Origin of the sequence: Corynebacterium sp. KPL3927 (genome assembly GCF_040225835.1) — a bacterium.
Lineage (GTDB): Bacteria > Actinomycetota > Actinomycetes > Mycobacteriales > Mycobacteriaceae > Corynebacterium.
The window spans coordinates 33283-58852 of the sequence record NZ_JBEHGD010000003.1 but is presented as its reverse complement, the minus strand read 5'-3'; the positions used below and the strand labels follow the sequence as shown (position 1 = coordinate 58852).

The window sequence follows — 25570 nt, the reverse complement described above, 5'->3', positions numbered from 1 at the left end:
GCTTTGATGCGATTCAATTGTTTCAGGAAGTAATCTTGGATTAAAACCTTGGGTATGATTGTGCGTTCCTGTTCTATTGATGGGCTTGGCTCCTTGTGCCTGGCATGTAAGTCACAAGAGCCTGTCTAGAGGTTTTAGGGTGCCGTAATCTCTCATGGCGAATCGGATCACAGGTTTCTCTTTCTCGTCGAGCCCAGTATTTGATTCGGGATAGATTGCCACACACAAACCATTAGACACTCCCACTGCCGAGGTTCTTTTAGGCCGGTGGGGCAAAATGAGCGCGAACGCCGAGGATCCTCCGATGGGCTAAGCTAGCCCGATCTTCGCGCTGAGAATGCTCGTCTGCGCCGTGAGCTGACACAAACTCCGTACGGTTCAAGGTGTATAAAGCTAGAGGACGCAACCAATTAATTGTGTCGCTGCATACCTAGTTCGCGGAAACGTCTAAAAGCAACCGCGTTTGGCCATTTTCGGCCCTGATTTTTGTGGAAACGCGGTTGCTTTTGGGAAATTTTGGCGTGATTAGTTATCGAATCTGGCCGGGCGGGTTAGAGAACCATTGGTGCAACGATGACGCCGACGATGGCGGCATTGAGCATATTGGTAAGGAAGCCACCGAAGAGTGCGCGCGGGCCAAGTTTTGCTACTTCACCGCGGCGCTCAGGGATGAGGCCACCGATGGAGCCAATCTGGATGCCGATGGACGACAGGTTGGCGAAGCCAGCGAGGGCGAAGGAGGAGATCAAGATGGCCTTATCGCTGAGCTCATCGACGCTTTCACCAAAGGCGGTGTAGCCAACGAACTCGTTAAGGATGGTCTTTTGGCCGATGAAGTTACCCACCTCGAGGGCCTCGTTCCAAGGCGTACCGATAAGCCAGGCCACTGGGGCGAAGATGATGCCGAAGAGGCCTTCGAGCGACCAGTTATCCTGGCCGAAGAGGGAACCAATGCCGCCGAGGATGGCAGAGAGCATCACGATCGAGGCGATGAAGGCGATGAGCAAGCAGGCAACCGAGATGGCGATCTTACCGCCGGCCATGGCACCGCTACTGATGGCGTCAATGATGTTTTTAGATTCGGTATCGCGGACGTCTTTAACGGTGGCGTCGAGGTTCGTCTCTTCCGTCTCTGGCATAAGGCCCTTGGCGACGAGCAGGGAGCCCGGCGCATTCATGAGCGATGCGGCGAGCAAGTATTCCAGGGGCGCGCCCAAGAGCGAATAGCCGATCAACGTGGATCCGGCCACGGAGGCAAAGCCGCCGACCATACAGGTATAAAGCTCGGATCGGGTGAGCTTGGGAAGGTAGGGTTTAATCACCAGTGGGGCCTCGGATTGCCCGAGGAAGATCACGGTGGTGGCCCAGACGGATTCCACCTTGGAGGTGCCCATGAGCCACTTGATGGCGGATCCGACGTATTCCACGAAGTACTGGATAACCCGGAGGTAGTACAGGGCGGCGATGATGGCGCCCAAGAAAATGATCACGGGCAGCACATTGAGGGCGAAAACGAAGTCATCACCGAAGAGGCCGCCGAAGACGAATTGGGTGCCCTCGTTGGTAAATTCCGTGAGCTTAGTTAGCCCATTGGCGATGCCCTTGAGGGCTTTGAATCCAGGTTCCCACGCGAGGACCAAGAAACAGAAGACCACCTGCAGGACAAGGCCCACGCCAATGGTGCGCCACTTGATATTTTTACGCGAGCTCGACAGGACGTAAATTACTGCAAGAATGGCGATGATGCCGAGCAATCCTTGGAAGCGTTCCATATTTTCTGACCGTTCTTTGAAGGGACTTTTTAATTAGAGTGACTCTGGGCCAAAGGAGAGGGGGAGGATCTCGGCAAAGTCGTGGCTCCGGGGCTTTCCATCGACGGAGACGATGACGCGCTCGCAATTAAACTCCCGCAGGACCTGGCGGCAGGCACCGCAAGGGTAGCAAGGTGCGGACTTCAAACCGACGATAGCAACCGCTTTAATCTGCGGGATGCTGGGCAAGTGGCCATCGGTGGCCGTTACGTCTGCGGTGGTGACCATGTGCGCGGCGGCATTGCGTTCGGCGCAAATGCCTAGCGGACTGGAGGCGTTTTCGACGTTGGAGCCGGTGACAATGCGGCCATCGGCAAGCAGCAAAGCCGCACCGACTGGGAAAGAGGAATAGGGCGCCCAGGCGTGGTGGGCTGCGTCTTCTGCGAGGCTGAGCAATTCGGCATCGGTGGGAGGCGAATCCGGGGTGGCGTTCATTGCGGTATGGACTTTCTTTCTACGGGGTGAAGAGAGACTGCGTTAATTCTCCATTAGAACAAAAAGAAAAATACTCATTGACATCTGTTCTATAGGGAATAATAATTGGACGTGGTGGAGTGTACAACCGCTATATATAGTGCAGTAAATCACATTATGTGCTTGTATGTTTCGGTTTCCAAATCAGTACAGGAGGAGTCGTCATGGCCGAGAAATTCGATGCGGTAGATGTTATTCGCACCAAGCGCGATAAGGGGGTGTTTAGCCCGGAGGAAATCGACTGGGTCATCGATGCCTATACGCGCGGTGTCGTGGGCGATGAGCAGATGGCCGCACTCAACATGGCGATCTTCCTCAACGGCATGAATCGCGAGGAAATCTCGCAGTGGACCAAGGCGATGATTGCCTCCGGTGAGACGATGAGCTTTGAGTCCTTGTCTAAGAAGACCACAGACAAGCACTCTACCGGTGGCGTTGGCGATAAGATTACGCTGCCGCTCGCGCCCCTCGTTGCCGCCTTTGGCGTGGCGGTCCCGCAGCTTTCTGGCCGCGGCTTGGGCCACACCGGTGGCACCCTGGACAAGCTGGAAGCCATCCCAGGCTGGCAGGCGGATATTTCCAATGAGCGATTGATGGAAATCCTGGAGGATCCGGGCTGCATCATCTGCGCGGCAGGCTCTGGACTGGCGCCCGCGGATAAGAAGATCTATGCCCTGCGCGATATCACCTCCACCGTTGAGGCCATTCCGCTAATTGCTTCCTCCATCATGTCGAAGAAGATCGCGGAAGGTACCTCGTCGCTGGTCCTCGACGTCAAGGTGGGCTCCGGCGCCTTTATGAAGGACGAGACCTTGGCTCGCGACCTGGCGCAGACCATGGTGGATTTGGGCAATGACGCCGGCACGGCCACCACGGCACTGCTCACGGATATGTCCACCCCATTGGGCCGAAAGGTGGGCAATGCGCTCGAGGTTGAGGAATCCGTCGAGGTCCTAGCTGGCGGTGGGCCAGGCGATGTCGTCGAGCTGACCCTAGCCCTTGCGCGCGAGATGCTGGAAGCGGCCGGCGTGCACAATGCCGACGTGGAAAAGGCGCTCAAGGATGGCCGCGCCATGGATAAGTGGAAACAAATGATTAAGGCGCAGGGAGGGGACCCAGACGCCAAGCTTCCCGTGGCTACGCATACCCACGATGTCATCGCTGAATCCGATGGCTACCTCACCGAGCTTGATGCCCTGTCCGTCGGCGTGAGCTCCTGGCGCCTAGGTGCAGGCCGCGCCCGGAAGGAAGACCCGGTACAGGCAACCGCGGGCATCGAATTGCACACAATCAAGGGTGAGAAGGTATCCAAAGGCCAGAAGCTTTTCACCCTGCACACGGAAACCCCAGAGCGCTTCGAGCGCTCCCTTGAGACCTTGCAGCAGGGCTTTAAGATTACGGACGCCCCGCTGGATAAGGAGCGCCAGATCATCCTGGACCGCATTAGCTAAATCAGGATTAACGGAAGCGCAATCGACCCGATGACGATGATCGCAATGACGGCGAGGAAGACCTTTGCCTGCCACGTGGCGTAGTTGAAGGACACTCCGACGCCTAGGCGCTTGTCCACCAGGACCGCTGGGTCATCGGGGTTGTAATACAGGATCCCCCACTTATAATGCTCATCATTATTGGGGGATTCTTTGTCTCCATCCGGAAGTTTCACCCCGCGCAGCTGATCCTCGAGCTGCGATTGGGCGCGCAGTATCATTGCCACGATGGCTATGGTGCCGCTAACGGTCATCACCACCATGGTGATAAAGGAGAGGCCAGCCAGGTCCTGATAGCCCGGTACCGGGCCGGTGACCTGTATCAACGATAGCCCGAGGGACATGAGAAGAAGCAGGATGCCCATCGCTTCATTGGAGGCCGCAAGGTTTGCCTGATTCCGCAATCGCGCCTTGATGGAGCGCTCCGAGCGTGGCCGAACCGCGGTGCGTTGGATAAGCCAGCAGATGCCGGCGAAAAGCAACCACATTCCCAGCGCGATAAACGTGACGAAAAAGACGCTGCCGATGGACTTGTCGCTCCAGCTATCCGGCTCCAAAGATCCATCCCAGTGCACTGGCACGGGATCGGGGATTTCGGACCAATGGGCGGCGACGATGAGTGCACCGGCGATGATGACCAGCAAGGAACCCAACATGGTCAGCCAGGGAAAAGACGGCGTTGGCACATCAATATCCTGTATGGCGTCGGCGTCCCGCTCCGCTACCTGGCCGGTGACCGCGGTTTCTACCCCGTCGAACCAGTCGCCGTCCTTCTTGGCCGCGATGATATAGCGGCGCTGGGAGAGGTAAGCCCACGTACTGCCGATAATGACCAGCAGGGAAGACAGGGCCGCCACCCACGAGTGGTTGACGTAGAACAGTGAGATAACCGTCGCTGCGATGCCCACAACCCACGTCCGGGTCTTAAATCCAGAAATAGCACCGACCACAACGGGATCCGAAAGGTGGCTTTGGGGAACGCGAACGCCGAGCGGGGCGCCTGGCGACGCAAGCGCCGGGATTGTGGTCATTATCCACGTTATGACCAGCGTGGTCGCGGCCATGAGGACGGTAAGAATCATGCGAGCTCCTTCAGTGTGGAATCGAGATAGCCGTGGAGCTCCTCAGTGGAAAAGCCCTGAGCGCGGGCGAGGGTTGCCACGCGGCGCAGGCGTTGCCGAACCTGCTGTTCTTGCGCCGCGGTGTGCGCGCCGGGCCGGACGATCGATCCGGAGCGACCCGCGGTTTCGACGAGGCCATCAGCAACGAGCAGGTCATAGGCGTGTTTTACGGTGGCCGGGTTAATGCCAATATCCGCGGCGACCTGGCGCACGGGATCGAGCTTGTCGCCGTCGAAAAGCTGCCTGCGGGCGATGGCCAGCACGATTTCGTCGTGAATCTGCTGGAAGACCGGCGCATCCGCGTCAGGGTTGAGCGTGATGAGCATGAGCTACCTCCTTCCACTTTTTTGTACCACTAACAGTAGCACAGTCTGTATTAGTTGAAGTAATACAAAGCGGAAGCTGGGCCTAGATATGCACCTGCGAAGTGAGGCTGAGCTCTTCGCAGAAGCCCTCATCGTGGCTGACCAGCAAGTACGCACCCTCGTAGGACTCGAGGATCTGCACGAGCCACTTCATGGTGGTGATATCCAAATTATTGGTGGGTTCATCGAGTAGGAGGAATTGAGGGCTGGGCTCGGCCAAAAGCACCCGGGCAAATTCCGCGCGGAAGCGTTCGCCGCCGGATAGCTGGCCGGTGCGGCGGTGCACCTGGTCATCGCGAAATAACAGCTGCGCCAATTGGTCGCGGATGAGTTGTGGGGGAGCAGTGGGGTTGGCCTCTGTGACCATCTCTAAGATTGTGCGATCTTCCGGCAAGGTGATTTTCTGCCGCAGATATCCGCAGTCCACGCTGTACTCAACATCACCGCGCGCAACCTCATTAAGGAACGTGGTTTTCCCGCTGCCGTTTGGTCCTGTAAGGCGTACATGCTCAGGGCCGGTTATATCCACGATGCTGCTGGTGAGCACCCGGGTGCCATTGGGTAGCTGCGTTTCTGGAAGGTCGAGGTGGACGTGTTCGTCCGGGCGGATCTTGTTTTGCGCAGCTTGATAGGCAGCAAATGCTTCCCTCACCGAACCCGATGCCTGAGCCGACCGCTTAGCTGCGGTATTTTGGGCGCGGTTCTTGTCATTTCCCATCGCCATTCCAGGCTTTCGGTGGTTGTGCGAGAAGGATTTGGCGCGGCGATTGTCCCTGGATATGCGCATCTGCATCGCCTCGCGCTCGCGCACTTGCTTGCGGTGTTCGGCCTTAGCCTCGCGCGTTTCTGCTTCGGCAGCGCGCTGTTCGGTTTCTATGGACTCCCGGTAGGCGTGATAATTTCCGGAAAATAACCGCAAACTTCTCGCGTAGAGTTCTGCGATGTGCTCGACATGGGAGAGCAGGTCTAGGTCATGGGAGATAACAAGAATCGGTGTAGAAGAGCTGGAAATAAGCTCGGTGACCTTTGATTGTCCTTCCGCGTCCAGGTTATTGGTCGGCTCATCGAGGATGACAAAGTCTGGGTGATCAAAAAAGGCGGCGTTTAACGCGATGGTGCCCGCTTCGCCCCCCCCAGACAGCGTACCGATGGTGCGATCTAGCGGGTAGGCAACGCCTGCGTTATGAAGGCAGGCGTGAATCCTGTCTTCGATATCCCAGTCGTTGCCAATAGTTTTCAGCAGTTCCTCGGAGTAGTTTCCCGCTCCTAGTGCGTGGAGCGCGGCAATCTTTTCCGCCGCGCCGAATACTTCGGCGATGGTTAAGGAATCACGCAAGCCAAGATCTTGGTCCACGTAGGTGACCTCTGGCGCCGTGAATGTGCCCGAGGACGGTGCGATTTGGTGGGAAAGGACCTTAGCAAGGGTCGATTTTCCGGAGCCATTATCGCCAATCATCCCAGTAATCGAGTCAGGGATTGTTCCCGAGAGTTGAGAAAAGCAGGGTGTGCCGTCTGGCCACGACAGGCTGAGTTGGGAAAAGAAATCGGCATGAAGAGTCCACCTTTAAAGAATGAGTGTGCAAGGGACGTCGTACTAGGCGGAAATCTTCATAGCCCTCAACAGTAGCAACTGTGGTGCAGAACACAAGACCTTCGTCGAAATCTATCTCCTGCAGGTTTTGGACGCCTGCAGGAGATAGGTGCCAGATTAGAAGCGACGGAAGAATTTACCCTGGGTGAGCTCCTCGAAGCCCGGTAGTGGCGTGGCGGACGCGATGCCGGGGGCGGTTTGTTCGGCCGCGAGGTCTGTAGCGTTGGCAACCAGCAGGTCGTGGGCGCGGGAAGCCTCGTCGCCGGTGCTGTCGGTGGCGACGATGAGTTCTGGGATGTCCTCGGGATCGAAGGGGGTGAGCCAGGTGGCATCGTCAAGCGGGTCAGCGCCCAGGTCCCCAAGGAAGGCTGGGCCCTTGGTGGCGGCGGGGTAGTAGCGCAGGAGCGCGGCCCCCACGGGTTCTATGGTTGGGTCCTCGTTGGCGGCAAGGGGCAAGGCGATGACGCCGCCATCGACGATGGGGGACCAGTCCGCGATATGGGAGGGGAAGAGGCCCGCAAGGTAGTCGCGGTCCTCTTCCTTGGCCAAGCGAACACCAAGAGAAGAATCAGTCATTCTTCCAGGTTAGCTGGCACGGTTACTTAATTTCCAGCAGCTGCGCGCCCTTGGTGGTGGACGCGCCAGCCTCGACCGCCAGGCCGGTCACGATGCCGGATTTGTGGGCCTTGACCGGATTTTCCATCTTCATGGCCTCAAGGACCATGACGATATCGCCTTCTTCTACCTCTTGGCCCTCTTCCACATTGACCTTGATGACCGTGCCCTGCATCGGTGCGGTGACGGCATCGCCGGACACCGCAGCCTTGGCGCCGGCACCCTTGCGCTTTTTCCGCTTGCGTGCGCCGGTAATGCCAAAGGTGGCGGGCAATGCCACCTCGATGCGGCGGCCGTCGATTTCCACGGTGTGGACCTGGGAGGCCTCCGGCGAGCCGGCTTCCGCATCGGTGGAATCTTCATGCGGCGGCAGCTGGTTATCCCAGGCCTCCTCGATCCACTTGGTGTAGACATCGAAGGAACCGTTTTCCGCGGTAAAGGCGGGATCGGCAACGATGGCCCTGTCAAAGGGCAGCACGGTGGGCAGGCCTTCGACCTGGTATTCAGCCAGGGCTCGGGCGGAGCGACGCAGGGCGGTTTCGCGGTCCGGACCCCAAACAATCAGCTTGGCCAGCATGGAATCGAATTGCCCGCCGATGACGGAGCCCTCGACGACGCCCGAATCCACGCGCACGCCCGGCCCAGCAGGCTCGGAGTACTTGACGATGGTCCCCGGGGCGGGCATGAAGCCGGCCGCAGCATCTTCGCCGTTGATGCGGAACTCAAAGGCATGCCCGCGCGGTGCCGGGTCCTCGCCGAGCGAAAGCTTTTCGCCCTGGGCAATCCGGAACTGCTCGCGCACGAGGTCCAGCCCGGTGGTTTCCTCCGAAACGGGGTGCTCTACCTGCAGGCGGGTATTGACCTCGAGGAAGGAAATCAGGCCATCGGCGCCGACCAAATACTCGACGGTGCCGGCACCGCAGTAGTCAGCTTCGCGGCAAATGCGTTTGGCGGACTCGTGGATGGAGGTGCGCTGTTCGTCGCTCAGGAAAGGCGCCGGAGCTTCCTCTACGAGCTTTTGGAAGCGGCGCTGCAGGGAGCAATCGCGCGTGCCGACGACCACCACATTGCCGTGCTTATCCGCCAAGACCTGGGCCTCAACGTGGCGGGCCTTATCGAGGTAGCGCTCGACAAAGCATTCGCCGCGGCCAAAGGCGGTGGTGGCCTCGCGGGTCGCGGATTCAAAAAGCTCCGGAATCTCTTCGGCGGTGTGCGCCACCTTCATGCCGCGGCCGCCGCCACCAAACGCCGCCTTGATGGCCACAGGCAAGCCGTGCTCATCCGCGAAGGCCTTGACCTCATCCGCGTTGGCCACCGGATCCTTGGTACCAGGGGCCATGGGGGCTTCGGCACGCTCGGCGATGTGGCGGGCGGTGACCTTATCGCCCAAAGCGCGGATGGATTGGGGAGGCGGGCCAATCCAGGTCAGGCCGGCATCGATAACGGCCTGAGCAAAATCTGCATTTTCGGACAAGAAACCGTAGCCGGGGTGGATGGCATCCGCGCCGGACTTTGCGGCAGCGTCCAGAATCTTGTCAAAGACAAGATAAGAATCAGCAGAGGTAGAACCACCAAGGGCAAAAGCTTCATCGGCCAGCGTGACGAAGGGTGCCTGCGCGTCCGGCTCGGCATAAACGGCGACGGAGGAGATCCCGGCATCGCGAGCAGCACGAATAACGCGTACGGCGATCTCACCTCGGTTCGCTACGAGAACCTTGGAGATCTTCTTGGTTTCTACTGCCACGGCAGTAACCTCCTGAATACACTTCGTTTACTACGGGATCTATTGTTGCACACCAAAGTATAAAGTCGTCCGTTTGGCAATGATTGTTACGTTTAAACAAAAATAAACCCACATCGCTGCGATGTGGGTAATTATTGGCCGAACGAAAATCTACTTTTCAATCGGCATATTGACCATGTTGCCCCACTCAGACCATGACCCATCGTAGACCTGTGCCTTTTTAAAGCCCAAAAGGTAAGTGAGCACGAACCAAGTGAACGCGGCCTGCGCTCCTAGGTGGGAATACAAAATGGTGTGGGTATCAGGCTCCAGCATGCCGTAGTTGACCTTCAGGTCATCAACGTTGCGGAAACAGGAGTTGGGGTAGGTTGCGCGATCCCATTCCAAGTTGATCGCACCCGGAATGTGCCCGTGGCACATGGTGGTGCCATAAGGCGAGTTTCCATTCGGGTCGAACTCCGTCGCTTCACCTGCGAATTCTTCCGGCGGGCGGGTATCAACTAGGGAACCGGTTGCCTCGCGTACGTCTGCGACAAAGGCACGCAGGAGGGAGTCGTCCCGGGTTACCTCTGGATAGTTGGATTCGAGGAATTCTGGGACCATGAAGGAGGTATCGCGCTCTTCTGACATCCACGCATCGCGTCCGCCATCGAGGAGGCGGACGTCTTTGTGGCCAAAGAGGGTAAATACCCATAGTGCGTAGGCCGCCCACCAATTGGACTTATCGCCGTACAGGACAACGGTATCGTCTTCGTGGATGCCCTTTTCCCGCATCAAGCGGGTAAATTCCTCACCGTTGATAAAGTCGCGCGTGAGCGAGCTTATTAGCTCGGTGCGGAAATTGATCCGCGTCGCCGTGGGAATGTGCCCGATATCGTACAAAAGAGAGTCTTCATCGACCTCGATAACGCGTAACCCTTTAATGCCTAGGCGCGCGGACAGCCACGGAGCGGAAACAAGCCGCTCTGGGTGCGCATATTGCTGGAATGGGGGATAGGGGTCTACGTCTGCCACTGCCCGCCTACCTTTCTAATAAACCTATTTTTTCGCTCCCACTACTTTAACTCGAATTTTCTCGATTTATCACATTGGAATAGTGAAAGTGGTTTTCCATACATAACGTGCGTGGAATGAATTGACTCGGTAGGGGCCGCGACGTTGCGAAGGGGTGAGCCGCGTCAGAGATGGATAAATTTTGGGTTGACGCTGTAACCTGCTTAGTGGCCCCGCGAATTAGTGTCGTGGGACACTTTCCTACCTACCCTGACTACAACTAAAAGGACCAGATAATGGCTGAAAACGACCGCAACTCTGACGCCCCTCAAAGCTTTACACCCCGTGATTTTTCGGAACAACCCCGTCAGAACACTGAAACTCCTGAGTCCGCCGTTCCTAAACCACAGAACGATCAGGCGCAGAAAAATGGTGGACAGGAGCCTCGTGCGCAGGAGGCCAAAGAACCTAGTACGTCTGCTGAGAATGCAGCTTCAACTCCAGGCGGCGATCAGCCTGTAGATGCTGGTTCGGATAAGTCCAGCCCCCAGGCTTCCCAATCGTCCGCAGCAGATGCAGAATCCGCATCGCAGGACCATAAATCTGCTACTGATTCGGAGCCCTCGTCCGCAAACTCGGCAGAAAACAACCGCCGGCCTGCTAATGATGCTGGGCCAGACGCCGGGTGGGGCACGGGACAACAATCACAGGAGGCATCGGCTGCAGGCGGGTACAACCCGGAGGCAGGTTCTCACCCAAATTTTGGTCAACCCCCTCAGGGCACTGAGGCCCCTCAAAGCTATGGGCGAGCAGCTGGACAGAACAAGCGTGGATTCGGTGCAGCTATGAAGGGCCTGGGGAATAAAAAAGGCCTCTTAGGTGGGCTTTGGGAATTTGAATTTAAAGATTTCATGACTCTGACCCATGTGAAGGCGATCTATGTCGACGCTATGGTGCTGGGCGGAGTTTGGTGGGCTCTCCACGTTCTAGTGGCATTTATTCTAGGGACCATCGTCGGTATAGATGGAATTTCGGAGGGCGAGTTTGGATACGTTCTCCTCAGCTTTATCGGATTCATCGTCCTCGTCCTGCTAGCTACTGTGGTTTTTTATGCTGGGATGGTGATCACAAGGCTCGCCTTGGAAGCGTTAGTGGCAAACGTGCGCACAGCGCAAAACACCGGAGACCTATTGGACAAGGAGTCTTAGGATAAAGGGGTTAAACGACAAAATGTGTTGTTTTCTGGCGTGTCGGGGTAAACGACATTTTGTGTTGGTGGACTGCGTGGTTTAGGGCATGTGGCCTTTGCGTATTCCCATAGAGTGGTTGTAGGCAACTGTCGAAAGTTGCTGGTCGGCCGTATTCACGGCCGATGGTGGCTTGTGTTTCTTGGTTGGCTAGGGTGTGTGCTTTGGCTCGTGGGTCTGCGCCCTGATTCGCCCACTTTCCTGGGTCGGCCTCTAGCGCGAGTGACAGTGGCTTTACAGGCGTTCCATCGCCATCGCTGGTGCATAGGTGCTTGTAGTCCCGTATTTTGGTGCACACCTCGCTACAGACGGGGCATCGAGGATGATTCTTACTCATCCATTCATCGTGAACCTCAGCGCTTAGCACATCAGCACGCCCCCGGCGGTATTTCAGGTCCGAGGCTGCGTTATGTCTCCGGATAAGTGAAATAATCCTAATACCAGCAGGCCAGACGGGCTAAACATATAACTTCACCAACACATCCTGTCGTTTAGGCCGGATAAAGACTGGGCACTATGAATTGTGCCTGAAACTCCTATAGATAATGACCCCGCGGCAATCCGCGGGGTCATTTTTATGTGGTGTGCGAAGACGAATGGAAGACGGCAACTCCTATGGCCTAGCCATAAGAACCGAGCATGAACGTCATGTGCTCATTCAAAGCCTTATTGAAAAGGTCAATATCGCCAGAGACTGGTTCCACCGAGTCACCATCAACCTGGAGGCGCACTGTGTGATGCGCGGTGATCCCCGCGGACGTAGTAATTGAGCGCTCTCCCCACGTGAAGTCGACTGCATCGTCTGAGACGCGGCTGACCTTATCAACCGAGTCAAACATGGTGACTTCATTCACGGGCTCTCCATGGACGTATAGGGCCAGTGCATGGCCGACCGATGCTGCGTTATTGTTGGGGCCATTTTTGTCCCCCACCTCACCGTTGAAAGTAATCCAACTGATGGGCGCACAGGGATCGTAGGAGTTGTCGATATCCGCGATCCAAAAGTTGAAGTCATCACCTCTATCAGAGGGCATGCGCCCGGGCGCGGTGCCAGATGCATAAGCGTCGCGTGGATCGTTTGGTAGATCCGCGCATTCGGAATCGGTGGAAGAATCCTTGCCCTTATTATCGTTGGGTTGTTCCGGGGCTTCTTTAGTGGGCGTTTCGGTTACCGTGTGGGTCTGCCCCGAGGCTTCTGGGCTGTGGGTAGAAAATTCGGATTGGGACGAAGCTGAATTAGATTCCTGGTCATCCGAGCCGCACGCCGCCAAGCTAAGCGGCAGCGCCGCAGCGAGGAGCGTTATTGCGGCCTTGGAACTTAAGCAGCGGGATATATTTCTAGCAAACATACTTAATCGAGCAGCTGAGAGACGCTATCGGGGTCGGCATCGGAAAGCATCTGGCGAATGCGGTCGTATTCATCGTCCTCGCCGATGGCCTTGGCGGCACGTCCAAGGGCTGCAATGGCGCGCAGGACACCCTGGTTGGGCTCGTGGGAGAAGGGGACCGGGCCCCATCCCTTCCAGCCATTGCCGCGCAGGCGGTCTAAGCTGCGGTGGTAGCCGGTGCGGGCGTAGGCATAAGCGGTGATGTATTCGTTGGGATCCGCGCCCTCTAGCTTGTCGAGCTCCTGCTCCGCGAGCATGGCCCACAGCAACGGGGAATCCGGGTGGTCTACGATGCCGGCCGCAGGTGCGGCCGCGTCCTTGGTGCCGGGATCGGCGGGTAACTTAATAGGTTCTGGAGCAAGCATGTCTTTCATTTCCATAAGACACACTCTAGCGATGCTCGTGCGGGCCTACCAGAAATCAGAAACGTTAAGCCCAAAAGAGTAAAGCGCGCGGCGCACCACCGGCAGGGACAGCCCGATAACAGAAGAGGGATCGCCGTCGATGCTATCGATAAACCAGCCGCCCATGGCCTCCAAGGTAAACGCGCCCGCGCACTCCAAGGGCTCGCCGCTGCGAGCGTAGGCCTCGATATCGGTGGCAGAAGCCTCTGCGAACCGGATGGTCGTGGTAGAGGTTTCCACGTGGCGTTGCGTGCCAAAAATCAGGCAATGGCCGGTAAGCAGCTGCGCGGTGCGCCCAGCCTGTTGGTGCCAACGCCCGATGGTGGCTTCGACAGTGTGCGGCTTGCCCTGCAGTTGGCCATCCAATAGCAGCATGGAATCGCCGCCAATAACCGGCTCGTCGGGGTACTGGGAGGCGACCTTTTCGGCCTTGGCGGTGGCAAGCTTTGCCACGGTATCGGCAGGCGAGTGCCCTGCCAACTGGGCTTCTAGGGAGCGCTCGTCAATATCGGCGGGCTCGAGCACCGGTTCCACCCCGGCCGCGCGCAGGATGGCGGCGCGCGAGGGGGACTGCGAGGCCAAAATGAGGCGCATTAGTAATACCGCACGGTGTGGAAGGCAGAGGGATTAAAGACGCGCTGCGCGCCGTAGTGGTCGAAGCGCTCGCCGGGCCTGCCCCAGTGGTTGCGATCCCCAAAGGCACCGGAGTGGTCCTTTTGCATCTGCTTGAGCACCGTCGAGAGCGCGGCGCGCTCTTCTTCGGTGGGGTTTCCCTTCAGGACTTTGATTTCGGGTTCAGACATCTTTTCCTAAACAGTTCCGTGCTTCTTGGGTACCTGGGCCACAACCTTGCGCTCTAGCAGGCGCAGGCCTTCAACCAGGTAGTGGCGGGTAGCGGAAGGCTCGATGACATTATCGGCCAGGCCGCGCTCAGCGGCGGCGTAGGGGTGCAAGAAAAGCTCGTCCATTTCTTCCTGCTTATCCTCATCGCCGTAGATGGCCAGCGCGGTCTGGGCCGCTTCGGCGACGGCGATTTCCGCGGTCGGCCAGGCATAGACCAAATCCGCGCCCAGGTCCTTGGACCCCATAAACGCGTAGGCCGGGCCAATGGCCTTGCGGGTGACCACCGTAAGCTTGCCGACGCTCGCCTCCGCCTGCGCATACGCAAACCCCGCCGCCCGGCGCAGGAGACCGGCCTTTTCTTCCGCCGGGGTGGCAACGAAACCAGGCGAGTCCACGAACTCAATGATTGGGGTATTAAAGGCATCGCACAGACGCACAAAGCGTGCCGCCTTTTCCGCCGCGGCCGAATCCAGCGCGCCGTCCAGCGCTAGCGGCTGGTTGGCGACGATACCCACGGCGCGGCCATCTACGAAGGCAAAGCCCGTGATGATATTGGGCGCGGCCTCGGCCGAAAGCTCAAAGAAGGAGCCCTTATCGACGACCGCGTTGACCACCTCACGCATGTCATAGGCATCCGCTGCCGAATCCGGGATGACGGAATCCAGATCAAACTCGGCGACCTCGCGCGTATCGATGCGCGTTGCCTCGGCGCGGTTATTGGCCGGCAGGTAAGCCAGTACGTCGCGGACCAAGTCGAGGGCTGCTTGCTCGCTCGGGGCGCTGAGCTGCGCGGTGCCCGACTTCGCGTGGACTGCGGCACCACCAAAGGTTTCCGGTTCCGCTTCGGCGACATCGCTGCCTGCTTGGTGCAGGCTGGTGCCGTGGGTGACAATGAGGACATCGGCAAGCGTGGGCGCAAATGCCGCAATGCCGCTGGTATCCCCGGCCACCACGGAGATCTGCGGGATAAGACCGGAGGCCTCCGTCGCGCGGGCGAGGATGCGGGCGTAGCCAGCAAGCGTGACGACGCCCTCTTGCGCGCGCGGGCCGGTGGAATCATAGATGCCGACGATGGGCACGCCGGTTTTCAGCGCAAGGTCATAGACCTTGGTGAGCTTTTCCGCATAAACCTCACCCATCGTGCCGTCAAAGACGGTGGCATCCTGGCTGAAAATGCACACGCGGCGCCCGTCGATGGTGCCGTAACCGGTGACGATGCCATCGGTGTACGGGCGATCGTGCTCGCGGCCAAAGTCGGTGGAGCGGTGGCGGGCCAGTGCATCGGTTTCTACAAAGGAACCCTCATCGAGCAGCTGATTCACGCGAGTGCGGGCGGCTGGCTCGCCTTCCCCCAACGGCACGCGGGACTCGGCGAGCTTGTTGTCCAGGTCCTCAATCTTGCCAGCGGTGGTCTTCAGGTCAGTCATAGGCGCTGAGTTTACTAGTGGAAGGCCAAAGATGCGGAAATTGCTCACTTTGGGCATCGTCACAGAGTCGGTGGCGGCGCGCTATCGGTGAGGCATTAGCGCAACCGGAGTATCTGCCAGGTATTAGGAAATATTAGCTCCCCTTTATAGGGGTGAGGGTGAAATGTGATGTGCGGCTTTCTTTACCGGTAAGGGACGTTTTCCCACCGTATCGACGATAAATGTCAAAAGGAAAGATAGCCGTAACTGTTGAGGAGCTATAACGAAGAACTTAATATCAGCTGTGTCTTCATGAATTTTTTCTCGTATCCTTAAACAACCACAAGGACGGTCTTCTGGTGATTTCAAAGGGACTGCGACTTGTCGCGCCGCTTGCCATCGCGACACTTCTCGCGCCCGCGGCACATGCGCGCGATATTCCCCCGATGCCACAGGCATATCCCATTACCAACCTCTATAAAAGCTGCAGCGCCGCCGGAGATAACACCGAACGCGAATGGCGGTTTGCTGAAACAGGCCGTCGCTACATGAGCGACGGAACCTTGCAATTCAAAAACACCACCGACCAAGAAGTGCCGTACACCGCCGAGGTAGAAACCGGCACCAACCACGAAATTGATGCCAACTCCAAGGCCAAGTTGCCCTCTGGTTGGGACACCACCGCCAAATCCGATATTGGCCTAAAAATGGCCAATGGCTGGCGAGATAAAGAAACCTTCGGGCCCGTCAAACTCAAGCCGGGTGAATCCTTCCGCGTGGAATACGGCGTGGTGGAAAAGGACTTTATTTCCATGTTCGTCGGCTGCAATGATGACCGCCTCGAAAACATTCCCGGCGCCAACGTCGTCCGCGGTAAAGCCCCAGCAGAGCGCTATGCCTTTGCCTATATCATCAAAGCCGATGGATCCGTATCGGACTTGGCAATGGAAATTCCGTCTCGTTCCGGCAGCACTAACTCTAAGCCAATCGAAGGTAACTACACCGCGGTTTCCGGACCCAGCTTGGAAAAGATTGCTGATCCTGACAAAGACGAGATCATGCAACCAGCCGCCGAACCCCAACGCGATCCTGCGTGGCCCAAGGAAGGCGAAAAGTGCGAGGCCAACGATAACTCCTGGTACCCGCTGGATATCACGGCGGTAAAACCAACCTTCCGCAAGCCCGGTTATTCTACCGACTTCCTCAACTGGTCTCAGGGTGACTATGAATTCGCACCGGTAACGGACTTCGTAGTCGGTGCCCAGCACGATCCCTATACCAATTGGCGAGGCAATAGGGGCGATATCCCGCAGGGCTGGCTCGAGTCCGTCGGCGCCATCAAACGTGCCTACATGCCGGTCGGTACTGAACTCAAACACGTCAACCTTGCACCCGGAGAGCGCGTTCGCGTGGAGTACGGCACCACCATGACCCGTATCAACTATCGCGAGGTGCACTGCGGAAAATCCGGCAAGTACGACCTCACCTCGGACTATAAACAGACCACCGCCCCGAGCGGTTTCTGGGCCGAAGCCAAAATCACTTCCAAAGACGGCAGTACCCGCACCGTAGACGTCACCCCTGACGAATACCGCGATCTGCCCGTACCCACCCAAACCATCTACTAACTACCTGCTAGGAGTACATCTCATGCGCATTTCCAAGATTGCGTCCACCACCGCGGCTTTGGCCGTTGCCACCGGCGTATTCGCTGCCCCAGCCGCCAACGCATTGCCGCAGCGCGACCTGGGTCCTGCAAACCCCACCACGATTGGTGAGCGCTGCGCCAATCCTGGCGATACCGGCCAGACCGTTGATATTAAGCGCACCTATTTCGACGGTTCCGCCGGCACCTGGACCGTTTCCAACTACAACGATGAGCCGCTTCCAGTGACCCGTTCCATCAAGGAAACCAAGACCAAGTCTTGGGACGTTTCTGCTGGTGTGGACTTCAAGCTGTTGGATCTGATTCACTTCACCTTCTCCTCCAGCTACACCTCCAGCCAGACCTACGAGGTAGGCGAGCAGGTCGGCCCATACGATATCGCTCCGGGTAAGACTGCCGTGCTGAAGGCTGGCTGGGTTGTCTCTGACTTCGAAGGACAAAAGACCGTGTGCGGTTCCGACCACACCTGGCAGGCCAATGGCGGTAAATTTACCGCAACTCTGCCCAAGGAACGCCACGTCGCGGTCTCCACCCGCGATAACAACGATTGGGGTTAAACCTTGAAGGTGAAGTCCATCGCTAGTGCGATCGCAGCGCTGAGCTTGGTGGCCGTTCCAGTGGCCCATGCCTCTGACTTCGGCGGAGACTTTGAACTGCCCCAGCGCTGGAACGATGACTATAAGCCCGGCACGCATTGCGCAACGCCGGGGGAGAATTCCACCTACGTCACCGCGAAGCGCCGCTGGTTCAAGCAAACCGATGCCGCCAGCGTGGCAAACCACAATGCTGAGCCGGTGCCGGTCAAACACACCGTATCCAAAGCGCGGACGGAAACCGTTGAGGTTTCCGGCTCCGTGCAAGGAGAGGGAGATTTGGCCAAGATCCTGACTAAGACCTACGGATTCAACTATGTAAGCGAACAACACTGGAAGATTAACCAGGTAGTTGGGCCATACACCTTGCCTGCAAATTCCCAAGGCAAGTTGGTGTGGGGCTTTACCATGCTGGATACCGATGGCCAGGATGTGCACTGTAACCGAGATCAAGTATGGGAAACGGTAGGAAAACCATATTCTGCCACTGTCCCTGAGGCTCGCTATTCCGAGCTGCGCCTAGAAGACGCTCCGGACTGGAGCTAATTCATTAGAAAATGAGCCCAGCCGCGCCCTGTGAATGGGGTGTGGAGCTGGGCTCTTTTTGGCAGCTACGGTGCCTTATTAGAAGTGCATCCTCTGAAGTGCATCCTCCAAAGTGCAGGGTCCTCTGCAACATTTGAGGAAGATTTGCGATATCTGAGGGCCGGGTTTGCTCAGTTATCGCAGTGGAGGATGCACAAATGGCAAAGCCGGGCCCATCCACCGGCATGGCTGGCTGTGCAGTGGCTATGCAGGGCCGAAGGCGGCCGCTTTAAGCCGGCAACCACGCATACCCGTAAGGCCCGAGCTCGACCGGGCCTAGGTCAACGGAGCGGTCGCTGAAGTTGTGCAGGCACAACAGGTCGCCGCGCTGGTAACCGAGCACGTTTTCCTTACCGGTTTCCACCGGCTCGCAGGGTGCCGTGCCCAGCTCGGGGTGCGCGTGGCGCTCCGTGATCATGGTGCGCACGCTGTGCAGCAGGGAAGTGGCATCGTTGAGCTGAGATTCCACGGACGTGCCGCCGACGATGGGCAGCCGCGCCGGGGTGCGGGCGCTAAAGCCCGCGGTTTCGCTATCGTCCCACTGCATAGGGGTGCGAACGGCATAGCGGTCCGGCAAAGAGGTGTCATCGAGCATGCCAATTTCATCGCCGTAATAAATAAATGGCGCGCCCGGCAGGGTCATCAGTAGCGAAAACATCAGCTCCACCTTCCGGCGGTCCCCGCCCATGAGCGGCATGAGCCGCCTAGCGATGCCCACATGCGCCCGCATCCCTTCTTCTGGCAGGTAGGTCTGATACATCAGCTCGCGGACGTCCTCGTCGACCATTTCCAAGGTCAACTCGTCGTGGTTGCGCAGGAAGGTACCCCACTGGCACCCCTCGGGCAGCGGCGGTAGTTGGTTGAGGATGTCGTAGACGGGGGTGGCATCGCCAAGCGCGAGCGCCTGGTACAGCCGGGGCATGACCGGGAAGTTAAAGACCATGTGGAAGCGGTTGCCGGAGCCGTAGAACTCCATGGTCTCCTTGGGCGGCTGGTTGGCCTCCGCAATGAGGACGGCCTCGGGATAGTGGGTATCCATAAAGGCGCGAATCTTTTCCACGAACTCCACCGTCTCCGGCAGGGATTCGCCGCCGAGCTCATCGCGCTCGAAGAGGTACGCAATGGCATCGAGGCGCAGGCCATCAAGGCCTTTGTCCATCCAGAAGGACAAGATATTAAAGACCTCATCCTGCACGTCCGGGTTATCGTAATTGAGATCCGGCTGGTGTGAGTAGAAGCGGTGGAAATAGTATTGCTGGCGCTCCTCATCCCAGGTCCAGTTAGAGGTCTCAACGTCCGTGAAGATGACGCGGATTTCGGGGTAGCGCTCGGGATCATCGCCCCAGACGTAGAAATCCCCAAACGGGCCATCCGGATCGGAGCGCGAGGCCTGGAACCACGGGTGATCGGAGCTGGTGTGGTTGAGCGCCAAGTCCGTCATGATGCGCATATCGCGGCGGTGCAATTCCTCCACCAGTTCCTCGAAATCTGCCATCGTGCCGTAATCGGGGTGGATGGAGTAATAATCGGCGATATCGTAGCCGTCATCGCGCAGCGGTGAGGCATAAAACGGCGAGAGCCAGAGGCAGTCCACGCCCAGCCACTGGAGGTAATCCAGCTTGTCGATGACCCCGCGCAGCGTACCGATGCCCTTATTCTCGGCCTCGTTATTGCCAGAGTCCTTAAACGAGCCCACGAGGGCTTGATAAAAGACGGCATTGTGGTACCAGCTCATTGCAGATCCTTTCTTTTTGCCCGCCACGCAAGGTACGTCAGTGCGCACAGCACACCGGCCACCAGGCCGGGCCATACGGCGGGGGAGTCTTCAAATAAGTTCACTACGGCTTGGATGACCGCAAGGCACGCGAAGAAGCCGAGGAATCCGAGGATCGAATCCCACAGCAGGGACCGGCGCATTAGGCCTTGACACCTCCTGCGGTAAGCCCGGCGACGATGCGGTGCTGGAAAATGAGCACCATGATGATAAGCGGAATGGTCACCAATGCACCAGCCGCCATGGTTGCGGCATAAGGGTACTCGAAGGCCGAGGGGCCAGAGAAACGAGCGATGGCCACCGTGACCGGCTCGGTGCCCGTCGTGGATAGCTGCTTGGCCAACATGAATTCATTCCACGTGGTGATAAAGGCGATGATCGCGGTGGTAAAGAGCGCCGGGGCGGCCAGCGGCAAAAGGATGAGCCGGAAGGCCTGGGCACGTGAAGCGCCATCCACGCGGGCGGCCTCCTCGAGCTCCCACGGCAGCTGCCGGAAGAAGCTGAGCAGGGTATAAACCGTCAGTGGCAGGGCGAAGGAAATATTCGGGATGATCATCGCGCGGTAGGTGCCGATCCACTCCAAGCGGCCAAAGAGCTGGAAGAGCGGGGTAACCAGCGCGATGGCGGGGAACATGGAGGCCGCCAAAATGATGCCGGTGACAATGCCCTTGCCGGGGAAGTCATAACGGGAGAGCGCATAGGCGGTAAATACGCCGACTAAGACGGCTACCGCGGTGGTTGCGAGCGAGATGAACAGCGAATTGCCCAGCGCGCCGAGGAAGTCGTTGCCCTTGTCCGTCGCGAGGGCATCGCGGAAATTATCGAGCGTGATGTGCGTTGGCCAAGGCGTGGTATCGAAGGTGAATTCCTGGCTGCGCAGGGCAGTGACCACCATCCAATAAAAGGGGGCAAGGCCCCAGAACATGATGAAGATAATGCCCGCGTAGTGTCCGAATTTACGCATTATTTTGCACCCTTTCTGCCGGAGACATCCGCGCCGAGGAAGCGGATGAGGATGAAGGCGACGAAGAAGATGAGCAAGAAGATAAGGGTGGACAGCGCCGAGGCGGAATTGAAGTTACCTTGGCGCATATCTTCCACCACCAGCTGTGAAATGGTGGCGGTTGGGGAGTTGGAAGAACTCGAAATCATGATGACGGGAAGGTCATACATGCGCAGCGCATCCAAGGTGCGGAAGAGCACGGCCACCATAAGGGCTGGGCGCACCAGCGGCAGGGTGATGCGGAAGAAGGTTTGGATGCGATTGGCGCCATCGACGCGGGCGGCATCGTAGACGTCCTTGGGGATCATCTGCAGGCCAGCCAGGATGAGCAGCGCCATAAACGGTGCGGTCTTCCACACGTCTGCGATGATGACGGCAAAGCGCGCATAAAACGGGTCCGTGGTCCAGGCGATATTCGTACCAAGCAAGGAATTGACTATGCCCTCTGGGGCGAACATGAACTGCCACAGCTTGGCCGTCACGGCGGTAGGAATGGCCCAAGGGATAAGCACGGCGGCGCGCACCAAGCCGCGGCCGCGGTACTCGCCGTTCATGATGATGGCCATGAACATGCCGAGGATGGTCTCCAAGGCGACGGTGACCACGGTGAAAAACAGCGTGATTTTAACGGCGGGCCAAAAGTCGGTGGCGATAACACCGGGCGGGCACGTCGTGATTTCACCCGCACCGGAAACACAGCGGTTATTGATCCAGTACAGGTAATTGTCTAGGCCGGCGAAACCGCCTTCTTCAAAGAGGCCCGTTTTGGGGTTCAGCTGCCGGTTTCCCTGGAAGGACAGGATGACCGCGCGCACGATGGGATAGCCGATGATGATGCCCAGCACGATGAGCGCCGGGGCGATCAGCGCGGCGGGCCGCCCGAAATTGGCAAACTTGCTGGAGCTAGGGGTGCGCTTGGGTTTCTTCGATGATGGGTGCGTCTGTTGCGTCGGCGAAGTGGTGACCACGGTTATTCGCCTTTCTGGTTCAGATAATTTCTGGTGCGCTAGATTCTATCCCCAACTAGGGTGGGAAAACCACAAAGGGTGAGGCTATGGCGTATGCGCCTTCCTCACCCATTTGTGCACTAGCGGTTCGCTATGTATTTCTCGTTTTTCAGCATGCTCCCTGCTCGTGGGATACGAGGGGCAGGGAGCGTATTTTTAACCCTGCGAAGCAGAGTCGATGGCCGCCTTCATATCGGAGGTGGCATCCTCGACGGACTTGCCATCGGTCAGCGCGGCATAAGCGTTGTCCTGAATGGCCTTAGAGATGGCGGAGTAGAACGGCGATACCGGGCGCGGTGCGGCGTTTTCCAGGGATTCCTTTAGCGCTGGCAGGTAGGGGAATTCCTCCTGCAGCTGCGGGTCATCGTAGATGGAGGAAAGAACCGGCGGGAAGGACTGCTCAGCAAAGGACTTCTGGTTTTCCTCATTGATGATGAAGTTCATGAAGTCCAGGGCGGTGCCCTTGTTCTTGGAATTGATATTGATGCCGTTGTTGTAGCCACCCAAGGTGGATACGCCAACGCCGTCCTTACCCAGCGGTGCCTGGACCTCAACGTCGATGCCGGCATCTACGGCGTTGGTGTACATGTAGGGCCAGTTCACGGCGAAGGCGGTCTTGCCTTCGGTGAAGGCCATGTTGGTTTCTTCCTCGGTGGCGGCGGTGGAGTCCTTGGAGATGATTTCATCTTCATATGCATCCACCATGGCCTGCAGGCCTGCCTTGGCTTCTTCGGAGTCGACGGCGGCATTGCCGTCATCGTCAAGCACCGAGCCGCCCCAGCCCTCCATGAAGCCGGCGGTATTCAGCGCCAAGCCCTCGTACTGCTTGAGCTGGGTGGTCAGGCAGTTCTTGCCGTCTTCCAGTGCCTTGCAAGCGGATTCGAGGTCAGCGAATTTCTCCGGGGTAGCATCCGCAAGCTCAGTATTGCGGAAGAGGAGCTGGCCATTGGTGTTTTGCGGCAGCGCATAAAGCACGTCATTGTAGGTAGCCGATTCCACGGTGGCTGGCAAGAGCTCCGAGGTATCGGTCTCAAAGTCACCATTGAGCGGCTGGAGCCACTGGTTGGCGGCGAATTCCGCGGTCCAGACCACATCGAGGGCCATGACATCGTAGTCATCATTGCCGGCCTGGAGGGACTGCACCAGAGTCTCGCGCTGGGCATCTGCCTCGCCCGCGAGCTCCTTGAGCGTGACCTTTTCATCCGGATTTTCTTCATTCCACTTATCGATGATGGGAGTGACCTTATCCGTGTCGTTCTTGCCCATGGCAAAGGTGATGGGGCCGTGGGAGTCAGCGCCGGAACCGGAACCGGATGCGGAGCCATCCGCGTTATCTGCACCGTCGTCAGACGTGGAGCAGCCGGCCAGCGCCAATACTGCCGTGGTGGCGACTGTGGTGCGAATGAAGTACTTCTTCATGGGGGATTCACCTTTCAGAAAGCTTGGGTGTTTCTTAAAAATAATTTACAAACATCGTACACAGGATAGATTTTGATTATTCACCTCTAAAAGGGGGTGATTTAAGAGGTGGTGATGCGCTCTCCGGTCTCTGGATCGAAGCGGTGTGCAGTGCTTTCATCAAAGGTCAATACAACCTCATCACCCCGCTGCGGAGGAGTGCCTTCGCAACGTGCGACGAACCGCGCACCGTCCACAGTGGCGTAGACAAAAGATTCGGAACCCAATTCTTCAACGAGGTCGACCACTCCCCGGAGGCCCTCCGCCTCCTCATTGAGGTGCATGTTTTCCGGGCGCACGCCCAAACGCTCGCCGTTATGGTCAAAGATATTCATTGCAGGCGAACCAATGAAGCCGGCCACGAACTCGTTTGCCGGTTCCGCATAAAGCTCGCGCGGCGGGGCCACCTGCTGCAATTCGCCATCTTTAAGCACCGCTACTCGGTGCCCAAGCGTCATCGCCTCGACCTGGTCATGGGTGACATAGACCGTGGTGGTACCCAGCCGTTGCTGCAGGCTCGCAAGCTCCGTACGGGTTTGCACGCGCAGTTTCGCATCCAGGTTAGATAGTGGCTCATCCATGAGGAACGCCTTAGGGTTGCGCACAATGGCGCGGCCCATGGCTACGCGCTGGCGTTGGCCGCCCGATAGATCCTTAGGCTTGCGCTTAAGGAACTCGCTTAGGCCCAGCATTTCCGCGGCATCCTGGACCTTTTGCTTGATTTCAGCCTTCGGGAGCTTGGCCAGTTTGAGCGAAAAGCCCATATTTTCTTCCACCGAGAGGTGCGGGTAAAGCGCATAATTTTGAAAGACCATCGCGATATCGCGATCGCCCGGCTCGAGGCCCGTGACATCCGCATCATCGATGGAGATCCGGCCACTAGAAATTGGTTCGAGGCCCGCAAGCGCGCGCAGCGTCGTGGACTTGCCGCAGCCAGAAGGGCCCACCAAAACGAGGAACTCGCCGTCCGCGATTTCTAGGTCCAATTCCTTCACGGTGGGCGCCGCCGCGCCGGGGTAGGTGATATTTACCTTTTCAAAAGTGACCTTTGCCATGCGCAACACACTAGCACCACCGGCGGACGGTATCTTGGAATCTATGACTGCACTTGATAAGCACCGCATTCGCACCGCCCTGGCGGAGGACTTCACCACCATCGATTTTGTGGATCAGACCGGTTCCACCAATACCGATCTGATGCAGGCCACCAATGTCGCCGATGGCACCGTGCTGCTTGCCGATGAGCAGCTATCCGGCAAGGGCCGCCTCGGCCGGGCGTGGACGGCGCCGGCCGGCTCCCAAGTGATCTTTTCCGTGCTGCTCTTGCCCGATTCCCTTGATTACTTGGGCACGCTTCCGCTGGCTGCGGGCCTGGCCGTGACCGATTCCATCGAGGGCTCCGTGCTCAAGTGGCCGAATGATGTGCATATCGATGGCAATAAACTCTGCGGCATCCTTGCCGAGGCCGGTCCCGTGGGCCAAGCCTTCAAGTCCGCACCGAAGACCGAGGTCAACAAGGCAGAACTCAATAAGACTGAGTTGAACAAGGCCGAGATGAATAAAGCTGAAGTCAATAAAGCCGAGGTAAATAAGGCCGTCGACGGGCAGGCGCCCTCCGCGCGCGTCGTGGTGGGCATGGGCATTAACGTCTCGCTCACTCGCGAGGAGCTGCCGATTGAAAAGGCCACTTCGTTGGCGCTTGAAGGCCGCGATACCGACCGCACCGAGCTGGCCATTACCGTGCTGAAAAACCTGCGCCGCCGCATTACGCAGTGGGAGAACCAGGATCCGCAGCTTATGCAGGATTACCGCAAGGTGTGCTCATCCATTGACCAGGAGGTGCGGCTGGAGACTCCGTCTGGCGATGTCATCGGCCGCGTCGAGGGCATTGGCGATGACGGGCGCATCAACGTCGCGGGCGAGTACTACTCCGCCGGCGACGTGACGCATTTGCGCCCGGCACGATAAACACCGCGCGGTAGGCGCCGAGTA

At 58.1% G+C, this 25570-nt stretch carries 25 protein-coding genes and 2 pseudogenes; 6 read left to right on the top strand and 21 right to left on the bottom strand.

The window, feature by feature from the left end; translation table 11 throughout:
- Positions 1-551: 551 nt before the first annotated feature.
- Positions 552-1772: a NupC/NupG family nucleoside CNT transporter gene (locus tag ABRP86_RS02655; protein ID WP_349862336.1), complete on the bottom strand. Its 1221-nt coding sequence runs from the start codon at positions 1770-1772 to the stop codon at positions 552-554.
- Positions 1773-1805: 33 nt separating this feature from the next.
- The gene (locus ABRP86_RS02650; RefSeq protein WP_349862334.1) at positions 1806-2246 is read right to left on the bottom strand and encodes a cytidine deaminase; all 441 of its coding nucleotides are present in this window, start codon (positions 2244-2246) and stop codon (positions 1806-1808) included.
- A 203-nt stretch (positions 2247-2449) separates the two neighbouring features.
- Here ABRP86_RS02650 and ABRP86_RS02645 point away from each other — a divergent pair, with 203 nt between their 5' ends.
- The gene (locus ABRP86_RS02645; protein ID WP_349862332.1) at positions 2450-3736 is read left to right on the top strand and encodes a thymidine phosphorylase; all 1287 of its coding nucleotides are present in this window, start codon (positions 2450-2452) and stop codon (positions 3734-3736) included.
- Here ABRP86_RS02645 and ABRP86_RS02640 read toward each other — a convergent pair.
- From ABRP86_RS02640 to ABRP86_RS02615, 6 genes are all read right to left on the bottom strand, one after another.
- Entirely contained in the window at positions 3733-4857 is a 1125-nt protein-coding gene (locus tag ABRP86_RS02640; protein ID WP_349862330.1) for a DUF1648 domain-containing protein, read from the bottom strand. The two genes, ABRP86_RS02645 and ABRP86_RS02640, sit on opposite strands and share 4 nt — an antisense overlap.
- The gene (locus ABRP86_RS02635) at positions 4854-5222 is read right to left on the bottom strand and encodes a GntR family transcriptional regulator (protein WP_349862328.1); all 369 of its coding nucleotides are present in this window, start codon (positions 5220-5222) and stop codon (positions 4854-4856) included. The genes ABRP86_RS02640 and ABRP86_RS02635 overlap by 4 nt, the downstream gene beginning before the upstream one ends.
- 82 nt (positions 5223-5304) lie before the next feature.
- Positions 5305-6717: an ATP-binding cassette domain-containing protein gene (locus ABRP86_RS02630; protein WP_502880296.1), complete on the bottom strand. Its 1413-nt coding sequence runs from the start codon at positions 6715-6717 to the stop codon at positions 5305-5307.
- A gap of 252 nt (positions 6718-6969) precedes the next feature.
- Positions 6970-7428, bottom strand: coding sequence for a hypothetical protein (locus ABRP86_RS02625; protein WP_349862326.1), 459 nt, complete (start codon positions 7426-7428; stop codon positions 6970-6972).
- A gap of 22 nt (positions 7429-7450) precedes the next feature.
- Positions 7451-9211: an ATP-binding protein gene (locus ABRP86_RS02620; RefSeq protein ID WP_349862324.1), complete on the bottom strand. Its 1761-nt coding sequence runs from the start codon at positions 9209-9211 to the stop codon at positions 7451-7453.
- A 150-nt stretch (positions 9212-9361) separates the two neighbouring features.
- A complete protein-coding gene (locus tag ABRP86_RS02615) occupies positions 9362-10225 on the bottom strand; it encodes a sulfurtransferase (protein ID WP_349852122.1) in 864 nt (287 codons plus the stop codon).
- Positions 10226-10500: 275 nt separating this feature from the next.
- On the opposite strand from ABRP86_RS02615, the gene ABRP86_RS02610 reads away from it, so the two are divergent.
- Positions 10501-11412 carry a DUF4282 domain-containing protein gene (locus ABRP86_RS02610; protein WP_349852120.1) on the top strand — a complete coding sequence of 304 codons (912 nt, stop codon included), beginning with the start codon at positions 10501-10503 and terminating at the stop codon, positions 11410-11412.
- An 81-nt stretch (positions 11413-11493) separates the two neighbouring features.
- On the opposite strand, the pseudogene ABRP86_RS11595 reads toward ABRP86_RS02610, so the two are convergent.
- The 7 genes and pseudogenes from ABRP86_RS11595 to ABRP86_RS02585 form a co-directional block, all read right to left on the bottom strand.
- A pseudogene (locus ABRP86_RS11595) lies at positions 11494-11629 on the bottom strand (IS1249 family transposase); the annotation flags it as partial.
- Between the two features lie 37 nt (positions 11630-11666).
- Positions 11667-11788, bottom strand: a pseudogene (locus ABRP86_RS11590) (transposase-like zinc-binding domain-containing protein); the annotation flags it as partial.
- Positions 11789-12071: 283 nt separating this feature from the next.
- Positions 12072-12800 carry an LppP/LprE family lipoprotein gene (locus tag ABRP86_RS02605; RefSeq protein ID WP_349852118.1) on the bottom strand — a complete coding sequence of 243 codons (729 nt, stop codon included), beginning with the start codon at positions 12798-12800 and terminating at the stop codon, positions 12072-12074.
- A gap of 2 nt (positions 12801-12802) precedes the next feature.
- Positions 12803-13219: a DUF3151 domain-containing protein gene (locus ABRP86_RS02600; RefSeq protein WP_349852116.1), complete on the bottom strand. Its 417-nt coding sequence runs from the start codon at positions 13217-13219 to the stop codon at positions 12803-12805.
- Between the two features lie 30 nt (positions 13220-13249).
- The gene (locus ABRP86_RS02595; protein WP_349852114.1) at positions 13250-13837 is read right to left on the bottom strand and encodes a Maf family protein; all 588 of its coding nucleotides are present in this window, start codon (positions 13835-13837) and stop codon (positions 13250-13252) included.
- Positions 13837-14046 carry an acyl-CoA carboxylase subunit epsilon gene (locus ABRP86_RS02590; RefSeq protein WP_284628984.1) on the bottom strand — a complete coding sequence of 70 codons (210 nt, stop codon included), beginning with the start codon at positions 14044-14046 and terminating at the stop codon, positions 13837-13839. The genes ABRP86_RS02595 and ABRP86_RS02590 overlap by 1 nt, the downstream gene beginning before the upstream one ends.
- Positions 14047-14052: 6 nt before the next feature.
- Positions 14053-15513 (bottom strand): acyl-CoA carboxylase subunit beta, encoded by a 1461-nt coding sequence (locus ABRP86_RS02585; RefSeq protein WP_349852110.1) that lies wholly within the window; start codon positions 15511-15513, stop codon positions 14053-14055.
- A 338-nt stretch (positions 15514-15851) separates the two neighbouring features.
- Here ABRP86_RS02585 and ABRP86_RS02580 point away from each other — a divergent pair, with 338 nt between their 5' ends.
- From ABRP86_RS02580 to ABRP86_RS02570, 3 genes are read left to right on the top strand one after another with little or no spacing between them, the layout of a single operon-like run.
- Positions 15852-17120 (top strand): hypothetical protein, encoded by a 1269-nt coding sequence (locus ABRP86_RS02580; protein ID WP_349862322.1) that lies wholly within the window; start codon positions 15852-15854, stop codon positions 17118-17120.
- A gap of 22 nt (positions 17121-17142) precedes the next feature.
- The gene (locus ABRP86_RS02575; RefSeq protein WP_023025440.1) at positions 17143-17715 is read left to right on the top strand and encodes a hypothetical protein; all 573 of its coding nucleotides are present in this window, start codon (positions 17143-17145) and stop codon (positions 17713-17715) included.
- A gap of 3 nt (positions 17716-17718) precedes the next feature.
- Complete coding sequence (locus ABRP86_RS02570; protein WP_349852104.1) at positions 17719-18297, top strand: hypothetical protein; 579 nt, start codon at positions 17719-17721, stop codon at positions 18295-18297.
- A gap of 268 nt (positions 18298-18565) precedes the next feature.
- On the opposite strand, the gene ABRP86_RS02565 is transcribed toward ABRP86_RS02570, so the two are convergent.
- The 6 genes from ABRP86_RS02565 to ABRP86_RS02540 all read right to left on the bottom strand — a co-directional run bounded on the left by ABRP86_RS02565 (position 18566) and on the right by ABRP86_RS02540 (position 24633).
- Positions 18566-20071: an alpha-amylase family protein gene (locus ABRP86_RS02565; protein WP_349862320.1), complete on the bottom strand. Its 1506-nt coding sequence runs from the start codon at positions 20069-20071 to the stop codon at positions 18566-18568.
- A complete protein-coding gene (locus ABRP86_RS02560) occupies positions 20068-20253 on the bottom strand; it encodes a hypothetical protein (protein ID WP_349862318.1) in 186 nt (61 codons plus the stop codon). Before ABRP86_RS02560 ends, ABRP86_RS02565 begins: the two co-directional genes overlap by 4 nt.
- On the bottom strand, positions 20253-21074 hold the full coding sequence (locus tag ABRP86_RS02555) for a carbohydrate ABC transporter permease (RefSeq protein WP_023016855.1): 822 nt from the start codon (positions 21072-21074) through the stop codon (positions 20253-20255). Before ABRP86_RS02555 ends, ABRP86_RS02560 begins: the two co-directional genes overlap by 1 nt.
- Positions 21074-22081 (bottom strand): carbohydrate ABC transporter permease, encoded by a 1008-nt coding sequence (locus tag ABRP86_RS02550; RefSeq protein ID WP_502879759.1) that lies wholly within the window; start codon positions 22079-22081, stop codon positions 21074-21076. Before ABRP86_RS02550 ends, ABRP86_RS02555 begins: the two co-directional genes overlap by 1 nt.
- Positions 22082-22276: 195 nt before the next feature.
- Positions 22277-23539, bottom strand: coding sequence for an ABC transporter substrate-binding protein (locus ABRP86_RS02545; RefSeq protein ID WP_349852100.1), 1263 nt, complete (start codon positions 23537-23539; stop codon positions 22277-22279).
- 101 nt (positions 23540-23640) lie between these two features.
- Positions 23641-24633: an ABC transporter ATP-binding protein gene (locus ABRP86_RS02540; protein WP_349852098.1), complete on the bottom strand. Its 993-nt coding sequence runs from the start codon at positions 24631-24633 to the stop codon at positions 23641-23643.
- Positions 24634-24676: 43 nt separating this feature from the next.
- Between ABRP86_RS02540 and ABRP86_RS02535 the strand changes: the two genes are divergently transcribed.
- Positions 24677-25546: a biotin--[acetyl-CoA-carboxylase] ligase gene (locus ABRP86_RS02535; RefSeq protein ID WP_349852096.1), complete on the top strand. Its 870-nt coding sequence runs from the start codon at positions 24677-24679 to the stop codon at positions 25544-25546.
- Positions 25547-25570: the final 24 nt, after the last annotated feature.